This window comes from Methylobacterium sp. 1A (assembly GCF_058072805.1).
This window is the reverse complement of record NZ_JBYQVE010000002.1, coordinates 2,155,160-2,180,955: the sequence shown is the minus strand read 5'-3', so window position 1 is coordinate 2,180,955 and position 25,796 is coordinate 2,155,160. Positions and strand designations below refer to the sequence as shown.

At 71.5% G+C, this 25,796-nt stretch carries 24 protein-coding genes and 1 pseudogene; 4 read left to right on the top strand and 21 right to left on the bottom strand.

Annotated features, from left to right (window positions below; all coding sequences use genetic code 11):
- Nucleotides 1-99: 99 nt before the first annotated feature.
- Entirely contained in the window at nt 100-417 is a 318-nt protein-coding gene (locus ACX9MN_RS30365) for a hypothetical protein (RefSeq protein WP_489726223.1), read from the bottom strand.
- Between the two features lie 291 nt (nt 418-708).
- Here ACX9MN_RS30365 and ACX9MN_RS30360 point away from each other — a divergent pair, with 291 nt between their 5' ends.
- Nucleotides 709-1,341 carry a 2OG-Fe(II) oxygenase gene (locus tag ACX9MN_RS30360; RefSeq protein WP_056533055.1) on the top strand — a complete coding sequence of 211 codons (633 nt, stop codon included), beginning with the start codon at nt 709-711 and terminating at the stop codon, nt 1,339-1,341.
- A gap of 22 nt (nt 1,342-1,363) precedes the next feature.
- A complete protein-coding gene (locus ACX9MN_RS30355; protein WP_091978215.1) occupies nt 1,364-2,053 on the top strand; it encodes a peptidase inhibitor family I36 protein in 690 nt (229 codons plus the stop codon).
- 9 nt (nt 2,054-2,062) lie between these two features.
- On the opposite strand, the gene lpxB is transcribed toward ACX9MN_RS30355, so the two are convergent.
- The 9 genes from lpxB to ACX9MN_RS30310 all read right to left on the bottom strand — a co-directional run bounded on the left by lpxB (nt 2,063) and on the right by ACX9MN_RS30310 (nt 13,814).
- The gene (lpxB, locus tag ACX9MN_RS30350; protein ID WP_489726222.1) at nt 2,063-3,241 is read right to left on the bottom strand and encodes a lipid-A-disaccharide synthase; all 1,179 of its coding nucleotides are present in this window, start codon (nt 3,239-3,241) and stop codon (nt 2,063-2,065) included.
- Complete coding sequence (locus ACX9MN_RS30345) at nt 3,238-4,107, bottom strand: LpxI family protein (protein ID WP_489726221.1); 870 nt, start codon at nt 4,105-4,107, stop codon at nt 3,238-3,240. Before ACX9MN_RS30345 ends, lpxB begins: the two co-directional genes overlap by 4 nt.
- An 11-nt stretch (nt 4,108-4,118) precedes the next feature.
- Entirely contained in the window at nt 4,119-4,937 is an 819-nt protein-coding gene (lpxA, locus tag ACX9MN_RS30340) for an acyl-ACP--UDP-N-acetylglucosamine O-acyltransferase (protein WP_056533043.1), read from the bottom strand.
- Nucleotides 4,934-5,410 carry a 3-hydroxyacyl-ACP dehydratase FabZ gene (gene fabZ, locus ACX9MN_RS30335; protein ID WP_020092987.1) on the bottom strand — a complete coding sequence of 159 codons (477 nt, stop codon included), beginning with the start codon at nt 5,408-5,410 and terminating at the stop codon, nt 4,934-4,936. Before fabZ ends, lpxA begins: the two co-directional genes overlap by 4 nt.
- 109 nt (nt 5,411-5,519) lie before the next feature.
- The gene (gene lpxD, locus ACX9MN_RS30330) at nt 5,520-6,578 is read right to left on the bottom strand and encodes a UDP-3-O-(3-hydroxymyristoyl)glucosamine N-acyltransferase (RefSeq protein ID WP_020092986.1); all 1,059 of its coding nucleotides are present in this window, start codon (nt 6,576-6,578) and stop codon (nt 5,520-5,522) included.
- A gap of 50 nt (nt 6,579-6,628) precedes the next feature.
- Nucleotides 6,629-9,199 (bottom strand): outer membrane protein assembly factor BamA, encoded by a 2,571-nt coding sequence (bamA, locus tag ACX9MN_RS30325; protein ID WP_026604899.1) that lies wholly within the window; start codon nt 9,197-9,199, stop codon nt 6,629-6,631.
- A gap of 422 nt (nt 9,200-9,621) precedes the next feature.
- The gene (locus ACX9MN_RS30320) at nt 9,622-10,776 is read right to left on the bottom strand and encodes a M50 family metallopeptidase (RefSeq protein WP_020092984.1); all 1,155 of its coding nucleotides are present in this window, start codon (nt 10,774-10,776) and stop codon (nt 9,622-9,624) included.
- Between the two features lie 180 nt (nt 10,777-10,956).
- Complete coding sequence (locus ACX9MN_RS30315; protein WP_091680447.1) at nt 10,957-12,543, bottom strand: DHA2 family efflux MFS transporter permease subunit; 1,587 nt, start codon at nt 12,541-12,543, stop codon at nt 10,957-10,959.
- Nucleotides 12,544-12,551: 8 nt separating this feature from the next.
- Nucleotides 12,552-13,814, bottom strand: coding sequence for an HlyD family secretion protein (locus ACX9MN_RS30310; RefSeq protein ID WP_489726220.1), 1,263 nt, complete (start codon nt 13,812-13,814; stop codon nt 12,552-12,554).
- A 137-nt stretch (nt 13,815-13,951) separates the two neighbouring features.
- Between ACX9MN_RS30310 and ACX9MN_RS30305 the strand changes: the two genes are divergently transcribed.
- The gene (locus tag ACX9MN_RS30305) at nt 13,952-14,590 is read left to right on the top strand and encodes a TetR/AcrR family transcriptional regulator (RefSeq protein WP_026604898.1); all 639 of its coding nucleotides are present in this window, start codon (nt 13,952-13,954) and stop codon (nt 14,588-14,590) included.
- Between the two features lie 113 nt (nt 14,591-14,703).
- Here ACX9MN_RS30305 and dxr read toward each other — a convergent pair whose 3' ends face one another.
- From dxr to ACX9MN_RS30275, 6 genes are all read right to left on the bottom strand, one after another.
- Complete coding sequence (dxr, locus tag ACX9MN_RS30300) at nt 14,704-15,882, bottom strand: 1-deoxy-D-xylulose-5-phosphate reductoisomerase (RefSeq protein ID WP_091680444.1); 1,179 nt, start codon at nt 15,880-15,882, stop codon at nt 14,704-14,706.
- A 19-nt stretch (nt 15,883-15,901) separates the two neighbouring features.
- On the bottom strand, nt 15,902-16,759 hold the full coding sequence (locus ACX9MN_RS30295) for a phosphatidate cytidylyltransferase (protein WP_020092979.1): 858 nt from the start codon (nt 16,757-16,759) through the stop codon (nt 15,902-15,904).
- A gap of 19 nt (nt 16,760-16,778) precedes the next feature.
- Nucleotides 16,779-17,342: a ribosome recycling factor gene (gene frr, locus ACX9MN_RS30290; protein ID WP_020092978.1), complete on the bottom strand. Its 564-nt coding sequence runs from the start codon at nt 17,340-17,342 to the stop codon at nt 16,779-16,781.
- Nucleotides 17,343-17,455: 113 nt separating this feature from the next.
- Nucleotides 17,456-18,178 (bottom strand): UMP kinase, encoded by a 723-nt coding sequence (pyrH, locus tag ACX9MN_RS30285; protein WP_026604897.1) that lies wholly within the window; start codon nt 18,176-18,178, stop codon nt 17,456-17,458.
- Between the two features lie 499 nt (nt 18,179-18,677).
- A complete protein-coding gene (gene tsf, locus ACX9MN_RS30280; RefSeq protein WP_042676079.1) occupies nt 18,678-19,604 on the bottom strand; it encodes a translation elongation factor Ts in 927 nt (308 codons plus the stop codon).
- A gap of 118 nt (nt 19,605-19,722) precedes the next feature.
- Nucleotides 19,723-20,790, bottom strand: a complete 1,068-nt coding sequence (locus ACX9MN_RS30275; protein ID WP_020092974.1) for a 30S ribosomal protein S2 — start codon at nt 20,788-20,790, stop codon at nt 19,723-19,725.
- A 239-nt stretch (nt 20,791-21,029) separates the two neighbouring features.
- Here ACX9MN_RS30275 and ACX9MN_RS30270 point away from each other — a divergent pair.
- Nucleotides 21,030-21,288, top strand: a pseudogene (locus ACX9MN_RS30270) (hypothetical protein).
- Between the two features lie 17 nt (nt 21,289-21,305).
- Here ACX9MN_RS30270 and ACX9MN_RS30265 read toward each other — a convergent pair.
- The 5 genes from ACX9MN_RS30265 to lepB form a co-directional block, all read right to left on the bottom strand.
- Nucleotides 21,306-22,046 carry a pseudouridine synthase gene (locus ACX9MN_RS30265; protein ID WP_489726219.1) on the bottom strand — a complete coding sequence of 247 codons (741 nt, stop codon included), beginning with the start codon at nt 22,044-22,046 and terminating at the stop codon, nt 21,306-21,308.
- A gap of 13 nt (nt 22,047-22,059) precedes the next feature.
- The gene (locus ACX9MN_RS30260) at nt 22,060-22,965 is read right to left on the bottom strand and encodes a class I SAM-dependent methyltransferase (RefSeq protein WP_489726218.1); all 906 of its coding nucleotides are present in this window, start codon (nt 22,963-22,965) and stop codon (nt 22,060-22,062) included.
- A gap of 148 nt (nt 22,966-23,113) precedes the next feature.
- Nucleotides 23,114-24,112, bottom strand: a complete 999-nt coding sequence (gene era, locus ACX9MN_RS30255; RefSeq protein ID WP_020092970.1) for a GTPase Era — start codon at nt 24,110-24,112, stop codon at nt 23,114-23,116.
- Nucleotides 24,109-24,888: a ribonuclease III gene (gene rnc, locus ACX9MN_RS30250; RefSeq protein ID WP_489726217.1), complete on the bottom strand. Its 780-nt coding sequence runs from the start codon at nt 24,886-24,888 to the stop codon at nt 24,109-24,111. The genes era and rnc overlap by 4 nt, the downstream gene beginning before the upstream one ends.
- Nucleotides 24,885-25,670: a signal peptidase I gene (lepB, locus tag ACX9MN_RS30245; RefSeq protein ID WP_020092968.1), complete on the bottom strand. Its 786-nt coding sequence runs from the start codon at nt 25,668-25,670 to the stop codon at nt 24,885-24,887. The genes rnc and lepB overlap by 4 nt, the downstream gene beginning before the upstream one ends.
- Between the last annotated feature and the right edge of the window lie 126 nt (nt 25,671-25,796).

Below are 25,796 nucleotides of genomic sequence, written 5' to 3'. Positions count from 1 at the left end.
TGGCCCCGGCAGATGGCCAGATAGTGGCACTCGGCCCGCGCTGTCGCGTGAAACTTTGGTCACGTTCCGGCGGTGCGGCGATTTACGCGGGCGCCGCGGCTACCAGTTCCACTCCTCGAAGCCGGGCTCGCGGCAATGGTAGCCGATCGGGCATTGCGGGTTGTCGCGCGTCGGGGCGAAGCGCAGCTCGGCGATCTCCGCGCCGCTGCACTGGCCGGGATTGCTGACGAACCGCTCCGGCGCCGCCCCGGCGGCGATGATCACGTCGCCCTCGTTCTTCACCAGGGCCATCGCCTCGGCGCAGGTCATGCGGGCCGTCATCGAGCCGCGCGGCGGCCGCGACTGCGCACGGGCCTCGACCCCGGCCGCGACGGCGGCGAGGTGGGCGAACAGCAGAGCGAGGGCCAACGGCCTCATCGGGCACGGGTTCCGGTACGCACCCGGGAAGAAAGCCCGCGGGTCTGGCGCCATCCTGCACAAGCGGGCCGCCCGAGACTGTCACCGGAATGCGCCACCGGGCCGCTTTCGCCGTCGGACCGCCGCAATCGGCGGATTAGGAGATTCCGGGATCGCCGGAAGCAGCTGTAGATTTGTGGTCGTGGACGCCTGCGCGGGCGGCCCCGGCACGACGGCTGGACCGGCCCCCCGGCACGCGTCTCCGGCGCCCCGCGTGCCGGCCGACCGGCGCCGGAGCCAAGGGACCCAGCGATGTCCGCTCTCTCGATCCTCGACATCTCCGCCGTGCGCGCCGCGCCCGTCTCGCGCGAGCCCTACGCCTACACCCTCGGCAGCAACGTCCTGAATCCCGACGCGATCGACGACATCCGGCGCGACTTCCCGGACATCGCCAAGCCCGGCTACCTCACGGTCGACGAGGTCACCCTGAAGGGCCGGTTCAAGGCGCTGATCGACGAGCTGGAGAGCGACGCCTTCTCGAAGATCCTCGGCGAGAAGTTCGGCATCGACCTCGTCTCCTGCCCGCGCCTGACGACCATCATGCGCCGCAGCCAGCTGAAATACGGCTCGATCCACACCGACGGCCCGTCGAAGGTGCTCACCCTGCTCGTCTACATGAACGACGCCTGGGACGCCCCGGCGGCCGGCCGCCTGCGGGTGCTCTACGACGGCCGCAACTACGAGCCCTTCGCGGTGGAGGTCCCGCCGACCATGGGCACGATGTTCGCGTTCCTGCGGGCGGACAATTCCTGGCACGGCCACGAGCCCTTCGAGGGCGAGCGGCGCGTGGTCCAGGTGGCGTGGCTCAGGGACGCGTCGGAGCTGGAGCGCAAGCGCAAGCGCAACCGCACGGCGCAGTTCCTGAAGGGCATCTTCGGCCGCTGAGCGGACGAGAGGGGGGCGGACCATGGGGGCGGTCGTTCTGGCGGATCCGGGCGACGGGGCGCGTTCCGGCTCCTGGCGTCGCTTCGCCTTGCCGACCCTCCTCATCCTCGGCTGGGTGGGCCTGTTCGCCTACAGCGCCGCCTACCTCACCGAGGACCTGCCGTTCCGCCCGTCCCCGCCGGAAGCGAGCCCGTCCGCGGCGGGGTCCGCCGCGCCGCGCCCCGCGCGCCGCGTCGTGATGCTCGACGAGCCCGACCCGCTCACCGCCCCGGCCGAGCCGCCCGGCCAGACCGCCATGGCGGCCTCTCCGGCGCCGGCGGCCCCGCAGAGTGCCGCCGCGCCGCCCGCGACCACGGCGAATGCCCGCCCGGCCCCGGGCGCCGCTCCGGCCGCCGCCGTGCCCACCGCGGTGCCCGCCGCCGAGTATGTCGGTGTCTGGGGCCCGACGCCGGAGGCCTGCGGAGCGCGCTCGCGCCGCCGCGGCTACATCCCGGCCACGATCACGCAGGACCGCGCCCGCGCGGGCCGCACGCTGTGCCTGTTCCACGACGTGCGGCGGAGCGGCGGCGCCTGGGTCACGGCCGCCGAGTGCAGCGATCGCGGCCGCCACTGGTCGTCGCAGGTCCGCCTGCAGGTCGACGGCGAGCACCTGACCTGGTCGAGCAGCCGCGGGACCTCGACCTATATCCGCTGCGGCCGTCGCGCCGGCTGAGCGGCGCCGTCACGCCGCCGGATCCGCTCCCTGCCCCCCGGCCGCGCGCAGGACGATCCGCGCCGCGGCCCGGCTCGGCGTGTCCGCCGCGGCGAGCCGCATCAGCCCGTCGATGCGGCCGAGGGCGGCGAGCTGGACGTCGCGCTCGTGACCGCCGGCCAGGAGCGGCCGCAGGGCGCCGGCGAGGCGCTCCGGGGTGCAGTCGGCCTGGACGAATTCCGGCATCGCGTTCTCGGCGAGGATCAGGTTCGGCAGCACGATGCTCGGGACCTGGATCAGCCGGCGGGCGATGAACTCCTCCGCCCGCGAGACCTTGTAGGCCACGACCATCGGGACGCCCGCGAGCGCCAGCTCCAGCGTGACCGTGCCGGAGGCGGCGAGCGCCGCCCGGGCCTCCCGGAAGGCCGCGTATTTCGGCGCCTCGCCGGTGACGATGCGGACCGGCACCGGCCACCCGGCCGACAGCCGCTCGATCAGGGCCCTGTGCCGGGTCACGGCGGGCAGGACCGTCTCGACCGCCAGGCCCTCGGCGACGCGGGCCAGCGCCGCGCCGAAGACCGGCATCAGCCGCTCGATCTCGGACCGCCGGGAGCCCGGCAGGACCACGAGGCTGTAGGGAACGGCCTCGCGCCGCCCCCGCTCGGCCGCGCCGGGCCGCAGCTCCGGGAGGCGCTCGATCAGCGGGTGCCCGACATAGGTGCAGGGCGGGCCGCCGAGCCGCAGATGCGCGTCGGGCTCGAACGGGAGCAGGGCCAGCACGTGGTCGATGAACGGCCGCATGCCCTTCGCCCGCCACGGCCGCCACGCCCAGACGCTCGGGGACACGTAGTCGATGATCGGGATGCCGGGGGCCGCCCTGCGCACCCGCCGCGCCACCGCGTGGGTGAAGCCCGGGCTGTCGATGATCACCAGCACGTCGGGCCGGGCGCGGATCGTCGCCTCGACGGTCTCGCGGATGCGGCGGAGCAGGGTCCGCGCCCGGGCGAGGACCGGCAGGTAGCCCATCACCGCCACGTCATCGAGGGGGAACAGGGACGCGAACCCCGCCTCCGCCATGGCCTCGCCGCCGACGCCGCCGAAGACGGTGTCGGGCGCGGCCTCGCGCAGGGCGCGCATCAGCTTGGCGCCGAGCTGGTCGCCGGAATCCTCGCCGGCCACGAGCCAGATCGTGCGGGGCCGGCCGGTCACGGCGCGCCCCCGTACCCAACCACGAACAGGCCGAGGCGGTCGGCCTCCGCGGCCGTCGCCGCCCGGTCGATGACCAGGGTCCCGCCGGCCTCCAGGGCGAGCCCGGCGCAGCCTGCCCGGGCCGCGTTGCGCACGGTGCGGGCGCCGACGGCCGGGAGATCGATGCGGCGGTCCTGGCCGACCTTCGGAGCCTTCACCAGCACGGTCGCGGGCATCGCCCGGCCGAACCCGAAGGGGCGCCGCCCCAGGGCCCGCGCCCGGGCCAGCATGCGGTCCGTGCCCTCCGGCCCCTCCACGGCGAGGATCCGGTCGCCGGCCAGGACGACCGCCTGCCCCAGATCGTAGGGCGAGAGGGCGTCGAGGACGCCGCGCCCGGTGCGGATCGAGGCGGCCGCCTCCGCGTCCGGGACCCGGCGCCCGAGGGGGCCGTCCGGGCAGAGCAGGTCCGGCGCGGCCTCGTGGACGCCGACGACCCGGTGGCCCGCCTCCTCGACCAGCGTGACCGCCGCCCGCAGCAGGCGGTCGTCCCCGCCGCCGGCGATCGCCCGCAGGGCCTCGCGGTTGCGCAGGGCGGCGCCCGCGTTGAGGATCGCGGCCGGGCTCGGGCGGGAGACGCCGCCCGCCGGCACCACGGTCGCCGGCCCCCAGAGCCGCAGCAGCTTCAGGGTGGCCGCGAGATCGAGGAGGTCGACCGTGGCGTCGGCGCCGGCGCGCAGGGCCGGTCCGGTGAAGCCGCGCAGCGCGATCACCCGGAAGGGCCGGCGCGCCCGGCGGAGCGACTCGGCGACGAGCTCCGGCAGGCGCCCCGCCCCCGCGATCAGGACCAGGGCCCCCTCTGGGGCGGGGGCGGGATCGGCCTCGGTCACGGCCCGGCCGCTCAGGCGGCGCTGATCGGGGTCGGAACCTCGCGCGGCGTGCAGATCGAGCGCTTGCCGCCGAGGCGGATGAAGTCGAGGATCTCGGCGACCGCCGCGTGGGACTCGAAGGTCGCGGCCACGTCCTCCACCCGCTCCATCAGCGTGCCCTCGGGGGCGAAGAGCAGGCGGTAGGCGCGCCGCAGCGCGTGGATGTCCTCGCGGGCGAAGCCGCGGCGCTGCAGCCCGATGATGTTGAGCCCCGACAGGTAGGCCCGGTTGCCGAGTACCATGCCGTAGGGGATGCAGTCGTTCTCCAGGCCCGACAGGCCACCCACGAAGGCGTGCGCGCCGACCCGCGCGAACTGGATCACGGCGGCGCCGCCGCCCAGGATCGCGTAGTCGCCGACGCTGCAATGGCCCGCCAGCATGACGTTGTTGGAGAAGATCACGTGGGCGCCGACCCGGCAATCGTGGCCGACATGCGAGTTGGCCAGGAAGGTGCAGTGGTCGCCGACCACGGTCTCCAGGCCGCCGCCGCTGGTGCCCGGGTTCATGGTGACGCCCTCGCGGATCAGGCAGTCGGCGCCGATCGTCAGGGTCGAGGCCTCGCCCCGGTATTTCAGGTCCTGCGGCTGGTGGCCGATCGACGCGAAGGGGAAGATCCGCGTGCGGGGGCCGATCGCGGTGCGGCCCGCCAGGACCACGTGGCTGATGAGTTCGCAGTCCGCGCCGAGCACGACCTCGGGCCCGACATGGCAGAAGGGGCCGATCCGCGCACCGTCGCCGATGCGGGCGCCGGACTCGATCACGGCGCTCGGGTGGATGACGGGGGCGGTCACTCCGTCACCAGCATGGCACTGATCTCGGCCTCCGCGACCAGCGTGCCGTCGACCCGGGCCTCGCCGCGGAACCACCACATGGTCCGGCGCTGGTTCAGCTTCGTCATGTGGAAGCGCACCTGGTCGCCGGGGGTGACGGGCTTGCGGAACTTGCACTTGTCGATGGTCATGAAGAACACCTGCTTGGTGTTCCGCCCGTCCGCCCGGATGTGGCGGCAGCAGATCGCCCCCGCCGTCTGCGCCATGCCCTCGATCAGGAGCACGCCCGGGAAGACCGGCATGTCGGGGAAGTGGCCCATGAACTGCGGCTCGTTGGCCGTAACGTTCTTGATGCCGACGCAGGATTCGTCCCGGTCGATCTCGACGATGCGGTCGACCATCAGGAACGGGTAGCGGTGCGGCAGCAGCTCCAGCAGCGTCTGGATATCGGCTATGCCCAGCTCGCTGCCGGTCTCGCGCGCCGCCTCACTCATCGAAATCCGCACCTCGACTTGCCGCCATCGGCGGCCCGCAATCCGGCCGCCACCGGGGCGCCGACCGCCCTATTCGGAAGAAATCGCCGGAAGCGCAAGGCCTTCCCGGTCAGGCGTCGTCTCCGGCGGGCTCCTTGCCCGAGCGTTCCGCGAGCCGCGCGAGCGTCGTCAGCTCGCGGAACCAAGCCCGCACCGGCTTGGCGGGCGTCCCGCCCCAGCGGCTGCCCGGCGGCACGTCGCGGTTGACGTTGGACGAGCCGGCGATCTGCGCGCCGCGACCGATGCGCAGGTGGCCGACGACGCCGACCTGCCCGCCGAGGACGACGTAATCCTCCAGCGTGGTCGAGCCCGAGATGCCGACCCCCGACACGATGACGCAGTGGCGCCCGATCACGACGTTGTGGGCGATCTGCACGAGGTTGTCGATCTTGGTGCCCTCCCCGATCACCGTGTCGCGCGAGGCGCCCCGGTCGACCGTGGTGTTGGCACCGATCTCGACGTCGTCCTGCACGATGACCCGCCCGACTTGCGGCACCTTGAGGTGGGTGGCGCCCATGGCGAAGCCGAACCCGTCCTGTCCGAGCCGGGCCCCCGGATGCAGGATCACCCGGTTGCCGAGGAGGGCGTGGCTGAGGGTCGTGCCCGCGCCGATCGCGCAGTCGCGCCCGATCCGGACGCCCGGCCCGATGACGGCGTTCGGCCCGATCACCGTGCCGGCGCCGATCTCGGCTCCCGGCCCGATCACCGCGCCGGGATCGACCGTGACCCCGTCCTCGAGCCGGGCCTCGGGATGGACGTGGGCGCCGGAGGCGACGCCGCGGACCGCGAACTGGGAACCGGGACGCAGCGCGTCCGGGTGCAGGCGGCCGAGCAGGGCCGCGTAGGCGCGGTAGGGATCGCGGCTGACGAGGGCGACGGTTCCGGCGGGGCAGCGCGCCGCGAAGCGGGGCGAGATGAGGCACACGCCCGCACGCGTCGCCGCGAGGGCGTCGCCGTAGCGGGCGTTGTCCATGTAGGCGAGGTGGTCCGGACCGGCACTCTCCAGGGAGGCCGCGCCGCTGAACCGGCGATCCGGATCCGCTCCCTCGGGGAGGCCGAGGCCGGCGGCGGCCGCGATCTCGGCCAGGGTGAGGCCGGTGGCGGCGGTGAAGAAGACGGGATCTGTCATGTCCGACAACGCGCCGGCCGGGAGAATCCGGCCGGCGCGCGTGTTTTTTATCAGAAGCGCGAGCCGCCGGAGAAGCGGAAGGCCTGGACCTGATCCGCGCCGATATGGCCGAACTTGCCGAGGATCGGGACGAACACCTTCTGACCCTCGTCCTTGGACAGAGCGTAGGCGTAGTCGAACCGGATCGGGCCGAGCGGCGAGTTCCACAGGATGGACGCGCCGATCGAGGAGCGGATCGCCGCCGTGTCGCGGACGTTCACGCATTCCGGCTCCACGCCGATCGTGAAGGCGTTGAAGTTGCACTTCCCGGTCGTCGGCGAGATGCCGTTGATGAAGGCGTCGCCGTTCACGTTGAAGTTCCGCTGGCCGTGATAGCCGAACAGCGTGCCGGCATCGGCGAAGAGCGCGCCTTTCAGGCCCAGATCCCGCGGAACGAGGGGCAGCGGGAACTGCACTTCGAGGGTGCCGCCGACGTAGGTCGAGCCGCCGATGGCGTTCGAGCGGGCGTCGGCGATGCCGACGTCGCGCGGACCGATGCCGTTCGGCGCGAAGCCGCGGACCAGCGACGGGCCGAGGAAGAACTGGTCGGTCACCCGCAGCGGGTCGTTGTTGAGCGACGAGATGTGGCCGCCCTGGAAGCGGATGAAGCCGACCACGTCCTCGAAGATCTCCTTGTAGTACCGCGCGTCGGCGGTCACGCGGAAGAACTTGGAGTCGCCGCCCAGGCCCGCGACGTCGGGCTTCAGCTCGGCGTAGAGACCGTTGCGGGGCGCGCCGATCACGTCGAGGGTCGAGTAGGCGAGCGTCAGGCCGGCCAGCGAGGTCAGCGTGTTGCCTTGCGAGCCCTTAATGGCGATCGAGGCCTCGCCGTCATACGCGCAGTTCGGGTAGATCGACTGGCCGCCGATGTTGCGGCCGGTGTTCGGGTCGATCGTGCCCGCCGCGTAGGTGGCGGTGTAGCCGGGGATCGGGATCGAGCAGTCGTTGTACGGCCGCTTGAGGGTGTTCGGCACCTTCAGCTCGGTGTTGTACAGCGAGTAGCGCAGCGTGATGCCGAACTCCTCGGTGATCGGCAGGCCGAGGCGCAGCTGACCGCCGTACACCGTGGTCTCGTAGCGCGAGTACCGGGTCAGGTCGGAGTACTTGTAGAAGGCATCGAAGCCCGCCGCGAGGCGGTAGCCGAGGAAGTACGGCTCGGTGAACGAGAAGTCGACGCCGCGCGAGTACTGGCCGCCCGTACCGGCGAGGCGGACGTACTGGCCGCGACCGAGGAAGTTCGACTCGGAGACCGAGACCTCGCCGATGATGCCGTCCTGGGTGGAGTAGCCGCCCGCCACCGAGAACGAACCCGTGGGCTGATCCTCGACGTCGATGTTGATGACCACGCGGTCCGGGGCCGAGCCCGGCTCGTTCGAGAAGCGGACCTTCTTGAAGAAGCCCAGGCCGTTCAGGCGCCGCTCGGCGCGGTCGGTCAGCACGCGGTTGTAGGCATCGCCCTCCGCGATATCGAGCTCGCGGCGGATGACGTAGTCGCGGGTGCGGGTGTTGCCGCGGATGTTGATGCGCTCGACGTAGACGTGCGGGCCGTCCTCGACCACGAAGCCGAGGGAGACCTGGTGGCTCGCCGGGTCGCGCTGGCCGGTCGGGCGGACCTGCGCGAACGGGTAGCCGGCGCGGTTGACCTGGCGGGTGACGTTGTTGAGCGTCTTCTCGACGTCGTCGGCGTTGTAGACGTCGCCCACGGAGGTGGCGATGTCGCTGTCGAGCTTCGCGGTGTCGAGGCCCGGCAGGCGGGAATCCACCTGGACGGCGCCGACCCGGTACTGCTCGCCCTCGCTCACCGTGATGGTGATGACGTAGCCGGACTTGTCGCCCTCGACGTAGCGCGCGTCGGCGCTGACCACCTGGAAGTCGGCGTAGCCGTTCTTCAGGTAGTAGCGACGGACCTGGTCGAGGTCGTTGGTGATGCGGTCGGGATCGTAGACGTCGGAGGTCTTGATGAACGACAGGAAGTTCATCTCCGAGGAGCTCATCAGCCCCTTCAGCGTCCGCTCCGAGTAGGCGTTGTTGCCGACGAAGTTGATCGAGAGGATGCCGGTCTTGTCGCCCTCGTCGATCTGGTAGATCACGTCGACGCGGCCGTTGGGCAGGTCGACGGTCCGGTAGGTCACCTTGGCGGTGCCGCGGCCGAAGCGCTTGTAGACGTCGCGGATGCGCGCGAGGTCGGCGTTGATGATCGCCTCGCTGTAGGGCCCGCGGGACTTGGCCTCGACCACCCCTTCCAGGGTGGCCTTCTCGATCTTCTTGTTGCCCTCGAAGACCACGCGGTTGATCAGGTTGTTCTCGCGGACGGTCACCACCGTGCGGCCGCCCGACTGGGCGACCTTCACGTCGGAGAACATCCCGCTAGCGAGCAGGTTGCGGCGGGCCTCCTCGGCGGAGCCGGACGCCGTCCCGGTCACGTAGGACCGGATCGTGTCGGCATCGACGCGCTGGTTGCCCTGGACGACGATCTGCTGCGCCTGGGCAGCCCCGCTCAGGACGACACCCAGACCGGCAGTGACTAGGACGATGGTTTTCCGCACCGACTTACGTCGGGGCTTCCCCGTCAACGACATCATGCAATCGCCCGTTTCTGTTCTGGTCGCGGGGGTTAGCCCGTCACGGGCGACCGTTGATCGGCCGTCCCGTCACCTGGTCCAAGCGTGGCTTCGGTCCAAGCGTAGCTCTTAGCGGGATTCCCCTGCCAAGCAAACGCGCGGGAGGCCATCGTCAGGGGATTTTGGGGGGTCGTGGCCTTCGCGCCACTTAACGGTGCGGTCAGCTTACGGGCAAACCGCGGATCATGGTGAACGCGCCGTAAACGCCTGAGCGACCGGCCCTTTTCCGCGCCGCTCGCAGTCGCGTGAACGTCCCGTTAACCCTATTTCGACGCGCCGGCGGGGCGTCATCCGGGCGGTGTCCGGGCGAGATCGCGGCGGGATTGGGGCAGCGTTTCCGGTGGAGATCCGGCGGCGATCCTCGGATCCCCGCCGGCCCCGGATCAGGTGTTCCGCCAGGAGGCGCCGAGGTTGAGGATGTCGTTCCAGGCGGCGAACAGCATCAGCATCAGCACGAGGGCGAGACCGATGCGGAAGCCGATCTCCTGGGCCCGCTCGCTCAGCGGGCGGCCGCGCACCACCTCGAAGGCGTAGAACAGCAGGTGGCCGCCATCGAGCAGCGGCACCGGGAACAGGTTGAGCAGGCCGATCGAGACGGAGAGCAGGGCGATCAGCCCGACCAGGCCGCCGACGCCGCCGGTCTTGGCGACCTCGCCGGAGACGCGGGCGATGCCGATCGGACCCGAGAGCTGGTCGGCGGATTCCCGCCCGGTCACGAGCTTGCCGAGATACGAGAAGGTGCGCTCGACGACGAAGTAGGTCTCCTTCACGCCGAGATTGAGCGAGTCGAGCGCCCCGTACTGCACCAGTCGCGCCTCGGAGCCCGCGGGCGAGCGGATGCCGAGCCGGCCGATCCGGTGGCGGCCGAACGGCGTCTTCTCCTCGAAGGTGGCCGGCGTCGCCTGGATGGTGATGGGCTGGTCGTTGCGCTCGACCGTGAAGGTCAGCGGCGTCCCGGCGCTGCCGGTCACCGTGCGGTACATGGCGTTGAAGTCGCCGATCTTCTCGCCGTCGATCGCGGTGATCACGTCGCCGGGCTGGAAGCCGGCCTGGGCGGCGACGCTGTTCGGCTCCACCGACGAGACCCGGGCGGGCAGCTCGTAGCGGCCGCCGAGCCAGATGGCGCCCGCGAAGAGCAGGATCGCCAGGATGAAGTTGGCCACCGGGCCCGCGGCGACGATCGCGGCGCGCTTGGACACGGGCTGGGTCGGGAAGCTGATCGCCCGCTCGTGCGGGCTCATCCGGGCGACCGCCTCGGGATCGGGCATGCTGGCGCCGTTCACGTCGCCGTGGAACTTCACGTAGCCGCCGAGCGGGATCGCGCAGACCTTCCAGCGGGTGCCGCGCCGGTCGTTGAACCCGAAGAGCTCGGGACCGAAGCCGAGCGAGAAGGCGTGCACGCCGACCCCGCACCAGCGCCCGACCAGGAAGTGGCCCATCTCGTGCACGAACACCACGACGGTGAGCACGAACAGGAACGGGATCACGGCGCCGAAGAAACCGCCGGCGGTTCCGCCCATCGCGTTGAGGAAGTCCATAAGCCGTATCCTGGCCGTCTCGGCGCCGGCTTCTCGGGCCGGCCATCCGCCCTGTCTAGCAGATCGGCGGTGCCGACCGCCAACGCAATCCTGCGGCCCGGCCGCGGAAGGTCGCACGCGCCGTCCGATTCCGCACCGGCCGATCGCGCGGGGTCGGTCCCGCCCGTCGGGGACCGACCGTCAGTGGCCGCCGCCCCCGCCCGCGCCGGCCTTCGGCCGCCGGATCATGGGGACCGCGCAGGCCATCGCGAGGAACAGGACGGTGAGGGACAGGAACACGTCCTCGAAGGCCATGACGAGGCCCTGGATCCGCACCGTGTTGGTCATCGCCTTCAGCGCCATGTCGGAGGCGGCGCTGCCGTAGGCGTCGAAGCCGCGCTGCATCGCGTCGAGCCGCTCCAGCGCGGCCGTGTTCGCCCAGGTGAAGCGCTCGTGCAGCCGGGCGAGGTGCAGGTCCCAGCGGTCGTTGAGGATCGTGTTGATCAGCGCGAGCCCGACCGCGCCGCCGAGGTTGCGGGTCAGGTTGAACAGCCCCGAGGCGTTCTTCATCCGCGCCGGCGGCAGCGTGCCCAGCGCGATGTTGTTGATCGGGATCATGCAGAGCATCAGCGAGCAGCCGCGCAGGATCTGCGGCACGAGCAGCTCGTAGAAGTCCCAGTCCTTGGTGAGGCCCGTGACGATCCACGTGCCGCAGGCGAAGCCGACGAAGCCGATCCCCATCATGATCCGGGGATCGACCTTGCCCGAGAGCCGGCCGGCGATCGGCGCGGTGGCGAACATGCACAGGCCCGAGACGAACATCGTCTCGCCGATCATCAGCGCCGAGTAGCCGCGCACCCGGGCGAGGTAGACCGGGTAGATGTAGGTCAGCCCGTAGAGGCCGATGCCCAGCACGAAGCTCGCCACGCAGCCGCTGGCGAAGTTCCGGTCCGAGAAGGCCCTGAGATCGACGATCGGCTGCTTCGCCGTGAAGACCCGCCAGAAGAACAGCAGCGCCGACGTCCCGCAGACGATTGCGCAGGCGAAGACCGCCTCGTCCTGCAGCCAGTCGTGGTTGGGCCCCTCCTCCAGCACGTATTCGAGGCAGCCGAGGAAGCCGGCCATGAAGGCGAGTCCGGCCCAGTCGAACGACCGGATCAGGCCGTAATTGGGCTCGTCGAAATCGACCAGGATCCAGGTCGAGACCGTCACGAAGATGCCCGGCACGACGTTGATGAGGAACAGCCAGTGCCACGACATCAGGTCGGTCAGGTAGCCGCCCACCGTCGGCCCGATCGTCGGCGCCAGCGTCGCCACGAGGCCGATCATCGGCGAGACGATCGTCCGCTTCGAGGGCGGGAAGATCGTGAAGGCCGCGGCGAAGACGGTCGGGATCATGCCGCCGCCGATGAAGCCCTGGAGCGCCCGCCAGACGATCATCTCGCCGATCGACGAGGAGGTGGCGCACATCAGGCTCATCAGCGTGAAGCCGCCCGCCGAGATGGCGAACATCCAGCGCGTCGAGAGCACCCGCGACAGGGTGCCGGAGAGCGGGATCGAGATGACCTCGGCGATCAGGTAGCTGGTCTGGACCCAGGGGATCTCGTCGCCGGAGGCCGAGAGGCCGGCCTGGATCTCGTTCAGGGAGGCCGAGACGATCTGGATGTCCAGGATCGCCATGAACATGCCGAAGACCATGCAGACGAACGCCACCATGCGGCGGCGGTCGAGGGGCGGCTCGGCGGCGCGGATCGGCGCGCCGGGCGCGAGGGCGGCACTGGCGGCCATCGCCGGTCTCAGCGGCTCGCGGTGCTGACCGGCCGCGGCGCGGAGGCGCGGTCGAGGACGGAGCGGTCCGCGCCGGTGCGGGTATCGACCCGGACCACCGCCGACAGGCCCGGCCGCAGCAGGCCCTCGCGGGCGACCTCCTCGGGCACGCGCACCCGCACGGGCAGGCGCTGGACGATCTTGGTGAAGTTGCCGGTGGCGTTGTCGGGCGGCAGCAGGCTGAACACCGAGCCGGAGGCCGGCGAGAACGATTCCACCACGGCGTGGATCTCGCGGTCCGGATAGGCGTCGACCGTCACGGTCACCGGCTGGCCGGGACGCATGCGCTCGACCTGGGTCTCCTTGAAGTTCGCGTCGATCCGGACGCTCTGGAGCGGGACCAGCGCGGCGATCCGCGTGCCGGGCCCGACATAGGCGCCGGCCTCGACGGCCTTGTTGCCGACCACCCCGTCGAAGGGCGCGCGGATCGCCGTGAAGTCGAGGTCGCGCCGGGCCCGGTCGACGGCGGTGCGGAGTTCCGCCGCGAGGCTCTCCGCCTCGCGCTTCTGCGCCTGGAGCACGTCCACGTTGGCGCGGGCCGCGAGGAGGCCGGCCTCCATGGCCTTCACGGAGGCCTCGGTGCGGTCGCGGTCGGCGCGGGTCTGGTCGATGCGCGACTTGGCGACGTAATCCGCCTGCATCTGCGTCGACCGGGCGAAGTCGGCCTGGGCGCGGACGGCGTCGGCGCGGGTCGCGTCGAGCTGCGCGGCGGCCTGGGCGACCTGGGCCTGCGCCGCCTCGGCCTGCCGGCCGATCCGCGCGATCGTGCTCTCCTGGGTGGCGAGCTTGTCCTGCGCCGCCTGCAGCGCGAGGCGGTAGTCGCCGTCGTCGAGCTTGGCGATGACGTCGCCCTTCTTCACCGCGAGGCCGTTCACGACCGGGACCGACTGGAGATAGCCCGGGATCTTGGCCGCCAGGACCGAGATGTCGGCCTGGACGTAGGCGTCGTCGGTCGAGACGAAGAACCGCCCGACGGTCCACCACTGCCATCCTTGATACGCGCCGCCGCCCAGGGCGGCCGCCAGCAGTCCGAGCAGGACGAGCCGCTTCACGGAGCGCTTGCGGGCGGGCGGCGCCCCGACCGGCACGGGCGTCGGCAGGGACGCCGCGGCGGGGGCCGGCGCGGCCGGCGCCGTGCGCTCGGCGCGCGCCTCGTCCCCGGCCTCGATTCGGGACTCAATAGCGGCATCGAGACCGGAATTCGGCCGATCGGCGTCCTCGCGAAGGGACATATCAGCGCCTCGACATCAATGACCGAACCGTTCGGTCAATAACGAGGGACGGCTTGACGCGCCCCCGAAGAAGCCGCAGGTTATTTTGACCGAACGGTTCGGTCAAGCGTGACGGTGTCACGGTGCGGAGCGGGATCATGGCTCAGGGTGCGGCGTTGGAGCGGGGTCAGGCCCAGCACGAGGGCGACAAGCGGCAGCAGATCCTCGAGGGCGCGCGGACGGTGTTCCTGGCGGCGGGGTTCGACGGCGCCAGCATGGGCGAGATCGCGCGGGCGGCCGGGGTCTCGAAGGGCACGCTCTACGTCTACTTCGAGAACAAGGAGGACCTGTTCGAGGCGCTGACCATTCAGGAGAAGGCCAGCCTCGCCGAGGCACTGTTCACCCTGGACGCGGACGATCCCGACGTGCCGGGCGTCCTGACCCGGCTCGGAAGCAGCTTCCTGACCGAGATGTGCCGGCCGGCGCACGTCTCGCTGGTCCGCATGGTCATCGGCGCGAGCGAGAAGTTTCCGCGCTTCGGGCAGGTCTACTACCAGGCCGGTCCGGCCTGCGGCGTCGAGCGCCTCTCGCGCTACCTCGACGCGCAGGTCCAGGCGGGACGCCTGACGATCGCCGACACCGAGCTCGCGGCCCGGCACTTCCTGCATCTCTGCCAAGCGGGTCTGCTGACCCGCCTGCTGTTCGCGGCGGGCGGCATCGCCGGCGAGGCCGAGATGCGCCATCAGGTCGACGAGGCGGTGCGGGTGTTCCTGGCCGGGTACGGCCCCGCGCGCTGAGGCGCGGCTCAGGCGGGAAGCGTCTTTGCGAGCGCAGCGAAGCAGTCCAGCGGCGCCACGCTCGCAGAATGTTGCGCCGCCCTGGGTTGCTTCGCTGCGCTCGCAATGACGGTTCAGCCGGCGGCGCGCAGCTCCGGCAGGGCCTCGGCGCTCCAGATCCGCACGTGGGCGTCGATGGCGAGCGCCTCGTCGACGTCGGCGGGCGCGGCCCGGTACTGGCCGGCGAAGTGGGTGCAGGCGCGCTCGACCAGATCGCTGATCCCGTAGAAGCCGATCCGGCCGGCGATGAAGGCCGCCACCGCGATCTCGTTGGCGGCGTTCATCACGGTGGGCGCCGCGCCGCCGGCGGCCAAGGCCGCGCGGGCGATCCGCAGGCACGGGAAACGCGCCTCGTCCGCGGCCTCGAAGGTCAGCGAGCCGAGCTTCACGAGGTCGAGGGGCCGGCCCCGCTCGATCGTCAGCCGGTCGCCGAGGCCGAGGCAATGCGAGATCGGCACGCGCATGTCGGGCAGCGCCAGCTCGGCGGTCACCGCCCCGTCGAGCCAGTAGACCATGCCGTGGATCACCGATTGCGGGTGCACGACCACGTCGAGGCGCTCGGGCTCGATGCCGAACAGGTGGTGCGCCTCGATCAGCTCGAGCCCCTTGTTCATCAGGCTCGCCGAATCGATGTTGATCTTCATGCCCATCGACCAGGTCGGATGGGCGGCGGCCTCGGCCGCGGAGGCGGCGGCGATCCGCTCGCGGGTCCAGGTCCGGAACGGGCCGCCCGAGGCCGTGATCATCATGGTGCGGACGTCGGCGAGCGGCCGGCCGGCCAGCGCCTGGCTCAGCGCGTCGTGCTCGGAATCCATCGGCAGGATCGTGGCGCCGTAGCGGGCGGCGTCGCGCATGAAGGCGTCGCCGGCGCAGACCAGGCTCTCCTTGTTGGCGAGCGCGACCTTGCGGCCGAGCCGGAGGGCGGCGTGGGTCGATTTCAGCCCGGCCGCCCCGCTCACGGCGGCGACGACGATGTCGGCGTCGCGGGCGGCGGCCTCCATGACGGCCGCCTCCCCCGCCCCGCTCGGGATGCCGGAGCCCGACAGGGCCTCGGCCAGTGCCGGGCCGGCGGCCTCGTCGGCGAGCGCCGCGAAGGAAGCGTTGAGTTCGCGGGCGACCTTGGCCAGGGCGACGGGATCCTTGCCGCCGACCAGGGCGCCGACGCGGAACCGGTCGGCGTGCTGCGCCAGGAGGTCGGCGGTGGAGCGGCCGATCGAGCCGGTGGCGCCGAAGACGGTGACGACCTGGGTCACGGGTTCAACTCCCTCATCGTCACGTGATCAGACCGCCGCCGCGCAGGGCGAGATAGACGGCCGCCAGCACGGCGACCGCGAAGAATCCGTCGAGCCGGTCCATGACGCCGCCATGGCCGGGGATGATCTTGCCCGAATCCTTGACGCCGTAATGGCGCTTCAGTCCGGATTCGATCAGGTCGCCGGCCTGACTCAGCACCGAGGCGAGCGCGCTCACGCCCGCCACGACCGGGAGAGAGGCGGCGCTGGGCAGGGTCATCCCGGCGAGGTCGGCGACCACCGGGACCAGCGTCCCGGCGGCGACCGCGCCGACGAGGCCGCCGAGTGCGCCCGACCACGTCTTGTTGGGCGAGACCCGGGGCATCAGCTTGGGGCCGCCGATCTTCCGGCCGGCGAAGTAGGCCGCGATGTCGGTGGACCAGACCACCGCGAACATCCAGGCCGGCCCGACCAGGCCGATGGCGGGGTCGTCGCGCAGGGCCACCGGCACCGCCGCGATCGCCGCCGCGCCGAGCACGCCGAGGAAGGCGCGGAGCCGGCCCCGTCCGGTCCGCGCCACCGTGGCGCAGGCCGCGGCGCCGAGCAGCAGGACCGCGAGGCAGGCCGGCGTCGGGGCGCCGCCGCGCTGGCAGAGCAGCAGGGCGCCGAGCGTCGCCGCGCCCAGCGCGATCAGCACCTCGCGGGGCTCGGTGCGGCTCATCACCATCCACTCGGCGAAGCCGACGATGCCGGCGGCGAGCCAGATCCCCGCGAAGGGCCAGCCGCCATAGACCAGAGCGGCCAGCACGCCGGCGCCGAGCACGAGGCCCGAGGCAACGCGCAGCCACAGCTCGCGCCGTCCCGAGGGACGCGCGGCCGGTGCGGCGGCGGAGGTCACGCGCGTCCTGCCCTTCGCCTCAGACCTGCATGATCTCCTTCTCCTTGGACGCCAGCACGCCGTCGATCTCGGCGATGTACTGGTCGGTCGCCTTCTGCACGTCGGTGGCCTGACGCTTCTCGTCATCCTCCGAGATGGCGCTGTCCTTCAGGAGCTTCTTGAGATGGTCGAGCCCGTCCCGGCGCACGTGGCGCACGGCGACGCGGGCCTCCTCGGTGTACTTGTGGGCGACCTTGACCATCTCCTTGCGGCGCTGCTCGTTCATCTCGGGGATGCGGAGCCGGATGGTCTGCCCCTCGGTCTGCGGGTTGAGGCCGAGGTCGGATTCGCGGATCGCCTTCTCGACGGCCGTGACCATGCTGCGGTCCCAGACCGAGATCGACAGGAGCCGCGGCTCCGGCACGCTGACGGTGGCGACCTGGGCCATCGGCATCATCGAGCCGTAGGCGTCGACCTGGATCGGGTCGAGGAGCGACGGCGTGGCGCGCCCGGTGCGCAGCGAGCCGAGATCCTTCGAGAGCGAGGACACAGCGCCCTGCATGCGGCGCTTGATGTCGTTGAGATCGAATTCCGGTGTGGCCATGAGGGTCGTCCCGAGACGTCTGACGTGGTCTTGAGCCCGGCGCGGGCGGTCGCGGCCTCAATGGACGAATTTTTTCAGGGCCGCAAACGGTCGCGGCCCGGTCGTGCCGCGCGTCAGGGCGCCACGAGGGTCGAGGGCGCGTCGCCCGACAGGATCGCGGCGATCGAGCTCGGCGGGTGGAGCGAGCCGACCACGATCGACAGGCGGCTCTCCCGGGCCAGCGCGAAGGCGGCGGTGTCCATCACCTTCAGGTCGCGGGCGATCGCCTCGTCGTGGGTGATGCGGTCGTAGCGCGTGGCGCTCGGATCCTTCTTCGGATCCGCCGAGTAGACGCCGTCCACCTGCGTCGCCTTGAGGACCGCGTCGCAGCGCAGCTCGGCGGCGCGCAGCACCGCGGCGGTGTCGGTGGTGAAGAACGGGTTGCCGGTGCCGCCGGCGAGGACGACGACCTGGCCCTTGTCCAAGTGGTGCAGGGCCGGCTGGCGGGCGTAGGTCTCGCAGATGGTCGGCATCGACACCGCCGACATGGTCCGCGCCTGCACGCCCGCGGCGTTGAGCGCCGTCTCGATGGCCAGCGAGTTCATCACCGTGGCCATCATGCCGAGCGAATCCCCGGTTGCCCGGTCGATCCAGCCGGCCGCGGAGATCCGCGCGCCGCGGATCATGTTGCCGCCGCCCACCACGATGGCGATCTCGGCGCCCGACTCGATCGTGCGGGCGATGTCCTCGGCGAGCGCCGCCAGCGTCGGCGGATGCAACCAGTAGCCGTCGGGAGCGGCGAGCGCCTCACCCGACAGCTTCACGAGGATACGGCGAAACGGCGTCGTCTCCGGCATCTGGGCCCCCGGCTCCATCCCGCATCGCGTGAGCGGGGAGGCTTCTACGTCAACCGCCCGAGCGCCGTCGAGGGGCCCGGCCCGGATCCGGCGGGGATCGTGGGTACAAGGCCTGCGCCGCGCGAACGGCGCGCGGCCGTGGAGGATGTCTGCGCCGCCTTCGCGGTTCGGGTGCAGAACCGCGGGATCCCGGTCGATGCGGCCCCGGCGTGACGGCGATCCGCCGCGCCGGCGCCCGTTCTCAACTGCCAGCCAGGACGCCGACGGCGCCGAAGACGGTCATGGCGAGGCCGGAGGCGAACACGCCGATCATGAGGTAGGAGAAGGGCTTCAGAGGCATGCCCGGAACCTAGCGCGGCGCCGCATAGCGGGGTGTGCGGCGCAACACGACCCCGCGCGGATCGATCGGGCGCCTCCGGAAACGCGAAGCCCCGCCCGGCGCGTGCCGGACGGGGCTGATCTCACGACGGCCCGGCAAACCGGGCGATCGCGGTCGGTCTCAGGCGCGGCCAGCCTGCTGGGCGACCTCGGTGGCGAAGTCCGGCCCCTCTTCCTTCTCGATGCCGTCGCCCAGCGCGTAGCGGACGAAGCCCGTCAGGGTCACGGGGCCGCCGACCTTGGAGCCGGCCTCCTTGAGGACCTGGCTCACGGTCTTGGAACCGTCGTGCACGAAGGGCTGCTCCAGGAGGGTGACCTCCTTGTAGTAGCTCTTCAGGCCGCTCTCGACGATCTTGGCCATCACGTGGTCCGGCTTGCCGGCGTTCTTCTCGCGCAGGATGTTCGACTCGCGCTCGACCGTGGCGGCGTCGACGCCCGAGGCGTCCAGCGCCACCGGGTTGGTCGCCGCGATGTGCATGGCGATCTGGCGACCCAATGCCGAGAGCGCGTCGACGTCGCCCTCGGACTCGAGCGCCACGAGCACGCCGATCTTGCCGAGGCCCTCGGAGATCTGGTTGTGCACGTAGGAGGCGATGACGCCCTTCTTGACCTCGAGCTTGGTGACCCGGCGCAGGTTCATGTTCTCGCCGATGGTGGCGATCAGGGCTTGCAGCTTCTCCGAGACGGTCTCGGTGGCGCCCGGGAAATGAGCGGCCTGGAGGCCCTCGAGCGTGCCGTCGGTGTTGAGCGCGATCTTGGCGGCCTCGCGGGCGAAGGCCTGGAAGGCGTCGTTGCGGGCAACGAAGTCGGTCTCGGAGTTCACCTCGACCACGGCGGCGTGGCGGCCGGCGGACTCGACGGCGACGAGGCCCTCGGCGGCGACGCGGCCGGCCTTCTTGGCGGCCTTGGCGAGGCCCTTCTTGCGCAGCCAGTCGACGGCGGCCTCGATGTCGCCCTGCGTCTCGTTGAGCGCGCCCTTGCAGTCCATCATGCCGGCGCCGGTCTTCTCCCGGAGCTCCTTCACCATCGCGGCGGTGATGTTGGCCATGGCGGTCCCTTTCGTGTGGTCTGGATGCGAGAGGCCCGGCGCGCGGGTGAGCGGCCGGGCCCGGTATGCCTGGATCCGCGACGGCCCGATGACGGTGCCGCCGCGAAGCCCCGTTGGATCAGGCCGCGGCGGCGGCCTCGACGAAGCCGCGGGCCTGCGAGACCCACGAATCGCGGTCGATGCGGCCGTTGAGCTTCAGGTCGGCATCGACCTTGGCGACGTCCTCGGGGGTCATCGCGGCGAGCTGCCAGTAGTGGTAGATGCCGGCGTCGTTGAGCTTCTGCACGATCTGCGGGCCGGCGCCGTTGAGCTTGGTCAGGTCGTCCGGCGCGCCGCGCGGGGCGGCGAGCAGCTCGAAATGCTCGGTCGACTCGGCGAGCATCGCCACGTCGGCCGGGTCGAGGGCATCGGACTCGACCGTGACGGCCGCGTCGTCGTTCGCCGGCAGCTCCTCGGCCATCGGCTCCTCGGAGGCGCCGATATCCATGCCCGACGAGCCCTGGGCGCGCGAGATGCCGTCGATGGCGGCCTTGGCGATCAGGTCGCAGTACAGCGCGATCGCGCGGCCGGCGTCGTCGTTGGCCGGGACGATGTAGCTGATGCCGTCCGGGTTGCAGTTGGTGTCGACGATGGCGGCCACCGGGATGCCGAGGCGGTTCGCCTCCTTGATCGCCAGCTGCTCCTTGTTGGTGTCGATCACGAACAGCAGGTCCGGCACGCCGCCCATGTCCTTGATGCCGCCGAGCGCCTTCTCGAGCTTCTCCTTCTCACGGGAGAGCATCAGGCGCTCCTTCTTGGTCAGGCCCGGGCCGCCGGTCTCCAGCGTCTCGGTGACCTTGCGCAGGCGCGAGATCGAGCCCGAGATGGTCTTCCAGTTGGTGAGCATGCCGCCCAGCCAGCGGGAGTTGACGTAGTACTGGGCCGAGCGCTTGGCCGCCTCGGCGATCGTGTCGGCCGCCTGGCGCTTGGTGCCGACGAACAGCACGCGGCCGCCCTTGGCGACGGTGTCGCTCACCGCCTGCAGCGCCTGGTGCAGCGCCGGCACGGTCTGGGCGAGGTCGATGATGTGGATGTTGTTGCGGGTGCCGAAGATGTACGGCTGCATCTTCGGGTTCCAGCGGTGGGACTGGTGACCGAAATGGGCGCCCGCCTCGAGGAGCTGACGCATAGAGAAATCGACGGCCATGTCTTTTGTGCTCTCCGGTTATATCCGCCGCGGAGGGATGCGGTCGGCCGAGAGTTCGGACGACCACCGGAAACGCCTCATTCAGGCATGAGGCCGGCTCCGCGTGTGGGATGGGCGGGCGCTTAGCAGAGGGCGGGTCCGAAGGCAAGAAGCGGCGGGGCGGCGCGGGCCAGCCCTCAATCACAGCCTGTGTTCAGACCGCTTGCAACACGCGGGCTCGCCTCGCGAGAGTTCGGACCATGGCGGCGGTCGCATTCGACACCCTGAAATTCGCCCGGACCCTCCGGGAGAAGGCCAAGCTCTCCCCGGAACAGGCGGAGGGCCATGGCCGATGCCATGGCGGAAGCGTTGCAGGGCGATCTCGTCACGAAGGCGGATCTCCGCGCCGAGCTGGCGGATACGCGGTCCGAAATCGTGCGCTGGGTGGCGGGCCTGATCGGCTTCCAGACACTCGCTGTGATCGGCGCGGTCGTCGCCCTCGCCCGGGCGCCGCACTGACAGGCGCGCAGCCCGGATCACCCGCCCGCGAACACCGCCGCCACGTCGTCGGCCGTCATCACCCGGTACGCCCCCGCCGGCAGGTCCGCCGGCAGAGCGAGACCGCCGACCCGGTCCCGGTGCAGCGCCGCGACGTGGTTGCCGACGGCGGCGAACATCCGGCGGACCTGGTGGTAGCGGCCCTCCGTCAGCGTCACCGCGCAGCGCGTGGCATCCTCAACGTCGAGCCGCACCGGCAGGAGCGGGCGCTCCTCGCTCTCCAGCACGAGCGTCCCCGCGGCGAACACCTCCGCCTCGCGGCCGGTCAGCGGCCGGTCGAGGGTCACGCGGTAGCGCTTCGCCACCTGGGCCTTCGGGCTGATGATCCGGTGCAGGAGCGCCCCGTCGTCGGTCAGCAGCAGCAGGCCCGAGGTCTCCTTGTCGAGGCGTCCCACCGTGGAGAGCGGCGGGTCGCGGCGGCGCCAGCGCTCGGGGAGCAGCCCGTAGACCAGCGGACCCGCCTCCTTGTGCGAGCAGGTGACGCCCAGCGGCTTGTGCAGCATCAGGCACAGGCCGGGGAGCGGGTCCAGGGCCTCGCCGTCGATCGTGAGGCGCTCCGGCAGGTCCGGCGCGAGGGCGATCCGGTCGCCGGCCTCCGCGAGCTCCGCGCCGTCGAGGCGGATCGCGCCGGCGCGGGCGAGCGCCTGGATCTCGCGGCGCGAGCCGTAGCCGAGATTGGCGAGGAGCTTGTCCAGGCGGACGGATCTCGCCGCGCTCATGGAAGCGGCGCGCTCACCGGCGGGCCTCGTAGACCCGGTAGCCGTTCGCCTGGACGGCCACCGCGACGTGCCGGAACGCCTCGCGCAGGCTCGCCTCGTAGGGCAGGTGCGCGTTGGCTACGAGCCACAGCGCCCCCCCGGGGCGCAGGGCCTCGGCGGCCCGCGCGATGAACGCCCGGCCGAGCGCCTGATCCTCGCTCCCGCCCTCGTGGAACGGCGGGTTCGTGACGACGAAGTCGAGGTTTTCCGGCACGGCGCCGGAGGCCCGGATATCCGCCCAGAGGATCGTCGCGCGCGGGTCGGCGACGTTGCGGCGGGCCATCTCGACGGCGCGCCGGTCGATCTCCAGCAGCGTCAGGGCGGTCACGGCCTCGGAGCCCAGGACGGCCCGCGACAGGATCCCGAGCCCGCAGCCGAAATCGGCGCCGCGACCCTTGAGGGCCGGGAGGTTCGCGAGCAGCAGCGCCGTGCCCGGATCGAGCCGGTCCCACGAGAAGATGCCGGGCTGCGTGCACAGGGCGAGGTTGTCGACGTGGCGCGGGCCGCCCTCGTCGATCGCCTCGGCGAGGCCGGCCGGCGCCGTCGGCCGCTCCGCCGTGCAGATCCTGTGGTGCCGGCGCGGCTGGTCCGCGGCCGCGCAGCCGAAGGTCGTCAGCTCCTTGGCGAGGCGTGTGCCGCCGCGATCCTTGGGCGCCAGGGCGACCATGCGGCCGCCCGGCCCGAGGGCGCGCAGCACCTGGGCCAGCACGTAGCGCCGCTCGACCGTCCCGGGCGGCGCCAGCACGGTGGCCGAGTCGAGGCTGTTCTCGGACAGATCCTCGAGCCGCGCGGCGCCGGGGATCAACGGGGAGAGCTGGACGGCGTCGCCCGGGACCTCGGCGAGGTCCACCGGCGGCAGGCCGTAGACGGCGTGGCGCATAGACGATTCGGGATTTGGAGTGCCGAAACCGGAACGCGAATCCGCGGCGGAGCGGGGTAAACCCGCGCCCGACTCGATTCATCCGGGGGAACACCGCGTTTATACCGGAACCGGCCGCGAAGCCCAGCCTCCCGCGCGGCCCGGCGCGTCAGCCCCGCGGAAATTCCAGGCCCATCTCGCGGTAGCGGGCCGGGTCGTCCGCCCAGTTCTCCCGCACCTTCACGTGCAGGAACAGGTGGACCTTGGCGTCGGCCGCCTCGGCGATCTCGATCCGGGCCGCCTGCCCGATCGACCGGATGGTCTGGCCGCCCTTGCCGAGCACGATCGAGCGCTGGCTCTCCCGCTCGACGAAGATCGTCTGCTCGATCCGTACCGAGCCGTCGGGCCGGATCTGCCACTGGTCGGTCTCCACCGTGGAGCGGTAGGGCAGCTCCTCGTGCAGCCGGTCGTAGATCTTCTCCCGGGTGATCTCGGCGGCGAGCATGCGCAGGGGCGCGTCCGAGACCTGATCCTCCGGATACAGCCACGGGCCCGCCGGCATGCGGGCGGCCAGCGCCCGGCGCAGGTCGGCGACGCCGTCGCCGTTGAGCGCCGAGATCATGAAGGTCTCGGCGAAGGGCGCGGCGGCGTTGAGCTTGGCGGCGAGATCGAGCAGCCGCTCGCGCGGGATCAGGTCGATCTTGTTGAGGATCAGCAGTTTCTCGCGCTTCACCTCACCGAGCCGGCCGAGCACCGCCTCGACTTCCGCGTCGACACCCTTGCGCGCGTCGACCAGCAGGCAGACGGCGTCGGCGTCGGCGGCACCGCTCCAGGCCGAGTGGACCATCGCGCGGTCGAGGCGGCGCTTGGGCGCGAAGATGCCGGGGGTGTCGACCAGCACGACCTGGGCGGAGCCCTCGATGAGGATGCCCCGCACCAGGGCCCGGGTCGTCTGCACCTTGCGGGAGACGATCGAGACCTTGGTGCCGACGAGGTTGTTGAGCAGGGTCGACTTGCCGGCATTCGGCACGCCGATCAGCGCGACGAAGCCGGCCCGGGCGTCGGCGGGCGTGCCGGGAAGGGTGGACGGGTCGCGCGCGGGGTCCCGGGCCGGGGCGATGCCGGGCCCGTCCTGCGCGTCGTGATCGTCCTGCTCGTGCGCGCTCATGCTGTCTCCGTCGGTTCCGCGTCCGCGGAGGCCCCGATTCCCTCCCGCTCCATCAGCGCCCGCGCGGCGGCCTGCTCGGCGATCCGCTTCGACGTGCCGTCGCCGAGACCGGGCTCCAGGCCCTCGACTTGCACGGCGATGCGGAACCGGGGCGCGTGGTCGGGACCGGTGCGCTCCACCACCTCATAGGTGGGGATCGGCAGGCTGCGGCCCATGGCCCATTCCTGCAGGGCGGATTTGGCGTCGCGGCCCCGCGCCGCCGCGGTCGGCTCGCCGGGACGGAAATGCGCCTCGACCACCGCCCGGGCGGCGTCGAACCCGGCATCGAGGTAGATCGCACCCAGGATCGCCTCGCAGACGTCGGCCAGGATCGTCTGGTTGCGCCGGCCGCCGCCCATGACCTCGCCCTGGCCGAGGATCAGGTGCGGGCCGACCTCCCAGGAGGCGGCCACGGCCGCGCAGGTCTCGCGCCGGACCAGGGCGGCCAGGCGCCGGGAGAGGTCGCCCTCGTCGGCCTCCGGGAAGGCGCCGTAGAGGCGGTCGGCGACCGCGAGCCCGAGCACGCGGTCGCCGAGGAATTCCAGGCGCTGGTAGCTGCCGCCCCGGCCGCTCGCCTTGCTGGTGTGGGTCAGCGCGCGGGTGAGCAGGTCCTGGTCGCCGAAGCTGTGGCCGATCCGCTCCTCGAGCGCGGTCAGCGGCGGGCGCGGCTTGTGGGCCCGCCGGGATCGGGCGTTGGCCCGGGGCTGCGCGGCGTCGTCCAAGTCCGGGCCAGTCAATGGATCGTCGTGAACAGGCGCGACCAGCGCACGTGGGCCGGCCAGTTCCAGACCTGCCAAGCCGGCGTACCCTCGTCGATCGAGAAGAAGATCATCTCGGCGCGCCCGACCAGGTTGGCGAAGGGCACGTAGCCGACATTGGCGAGATCGCGCGAATCGGTGGAGTTGTCGCGGTTGTCGCCCATCATGAAAAAGTGACCGGGCGGGACCGTGTACAGCTCGGTCTTGTCCCAGAAGCCGTTGTCGCCGTCGCGCTCGATCACTCGGTGGACCACGCCGTTCGGCAGGGTCTCCAGGTACTGGGGCACCTTGGTCGGCTGGCCGTAGGGATCGGTGGTCTCGTAGTCGGCGATCCGCTCGCGCTTGACCGCCTTGCCGTTGATGTTCAGCACGCCGTCGATCATCTGGATCTTGTCGCCCGGCAGGCCGATCACGCGCTTGATGTAGTCGGTCGAATTGTCCTTGGGCAGCTTGAACACCGCGATGTCGCCGCGCTTCGGGTCCGCGCCCCAGATCCGGCCGTCGGCCTGAATCGGGATGTACTCCGAGAGCGGCAGCGAGTACTTGGAATAGCCGTAAGAATATTTTGACACGAACAGGTAGTCGCCGATCAGCAGGGTCGGCACCAGCGAGCCGGACGGGATGTTGAACGGCTGGAACAGCAGGGTCCGCACCACGAGGGCGATCAGCAGCGCCTGGATGCCGACCTTCAGCGTCTCGCGGATGCTGGCCCAGGTGCCGGTGTCGGCAGGTTTCCTGAGCGGCTTGCCGTCGTAATCCACGCGCGCGTTCCGTCTTCGATTGAGGTGCGACGCCCGCGATCCGCGGGGCGCGGCCCCGCCGCGCGCGGCCTGATGTGCGGTTGTCCCGAGGAATGCGCCGCAATCGTGTCCGCCGTGTCCGGCGGT

Bases quoted from the DNA above. Each gene is read 5' to 3' on its own strand.
- fabZ (WP_020092987.1), bottom strand. From the start codon at position 5,410: ATGAGTGAGGCGGCGCGCGAGACCGGCAGCGAGCTGGGCATAGCCGAT.
- lpxD (WP_020092986.1), bottom strand. From the start codon at position 6,578: ATGACAGATCCCGTCTTCTTCACCGCCGCCACCGGCCTCACCCTGGCC.
- ACX9MN_RS30310 (WP_489726220.1), bottom strand. From the start codon at position 13,814: ATGTCCCTTCGCGAGGACGCCGATCGGCCGAATTCCGGTCTCGATGCC.
- ACX9MN_RS30355 (WP_091978215.1), top strand. From the start codon at position 1,364: ATGGGGGCGGTCGTTCTGGCGGATCCGGGCGACGGGGCGCGTTCCGGC.
- ACX9MN_RS30365 (WP_489726223.1), bottom strand. From the start codon at position 417: ATGAGGCCGTTGGCCCTCGCTCTGCTGTTCGCCCACCTCGCCGCCGTC.
- ACX9MN_RS30260 (WP_489726218.1), bottom strand. From the start codon at position 22,965: ATGCGCCACGCCGTCTACGGCCTGCCGCCGGTGGACCTCGCCGAGGTC.
- ACX9MN_RS30265 (WP_489726219.1), bottom strand. From the start codon at position 22,046: ATGAGCGCGGCGAGATCCGTCCGCCTGGACAAGCTCCTCGCCAATCTC.
- bamA (WP_026604899.1), bottom strand. From the start codon at position 9,199: ATGATGTCGTTGACGGGGAAGCCCCGACGTAAGTCGGTGCGGAAAACC.
- ACX9MN_RS30315 (WP_091680447.1), bottom strand. From the start codon at position 12,543: ATGGCCGCCAGTGCCGCCCTCGCGCCCGGCGCGCCGATCCGCGCCGCC.
- ACX9MN_RS30360 (WP_056533055.1), top strand. From the start codon at position 709: ATGTCCGCTCTCTCGATCCTCGACATCTCCGCCGTGCGCGCCGCGCCC.
- frr (WP_020092978.1), bottom strand. From the start codon at position 17,342: ATGGCCACACCGGAATTCGATCTCAACGACATCAAGCGCCGCATGCAG.
- era (WP_020092970.1), bottom strand. From the start codon at position 24,112: ATGAGCGCGCACGAGCAGGACGATCACGACGCGCAGGACGGGCCCGGC.
- pyrH (WP_026604897.1), bottom strand. From the start codon at position 18,178: ATGCCGGAGACGACGCCGTTTCGCCGTATCCTCGTGAAGCTGTCGGGT.
- ACX9MN_RS30305 (WP_026604898.1), top strand. From the start codon at position 13,952: ATGGCTCAGGGTGCGGCGTTGGAGCGGGGTCAGGCCCAGCACGAGGGC.
- tsf (WP_042676079.1), bottom strand. From the start codon at position 19,604: ATGGCCAACATCACCGCCGCGATGGTGAAGGAGCTCCGGGAGAAGACC.
- ACX9MN_RS30320 (WP_020092984.1), bottom strand. From the start codon at position 10,776: ATGGACTTCCTCAACGCGATGGGCGGAACCGCCGGCGGTTTCTTCGGC.
- ACX9MN_RS30275 (WP_020092974.1), bottom strand. From the start codon at position 20,790: ATGGCCGTCGATTTCTCTATGCGTCAGCTCCTCGAGGCGGGCGCCCAT.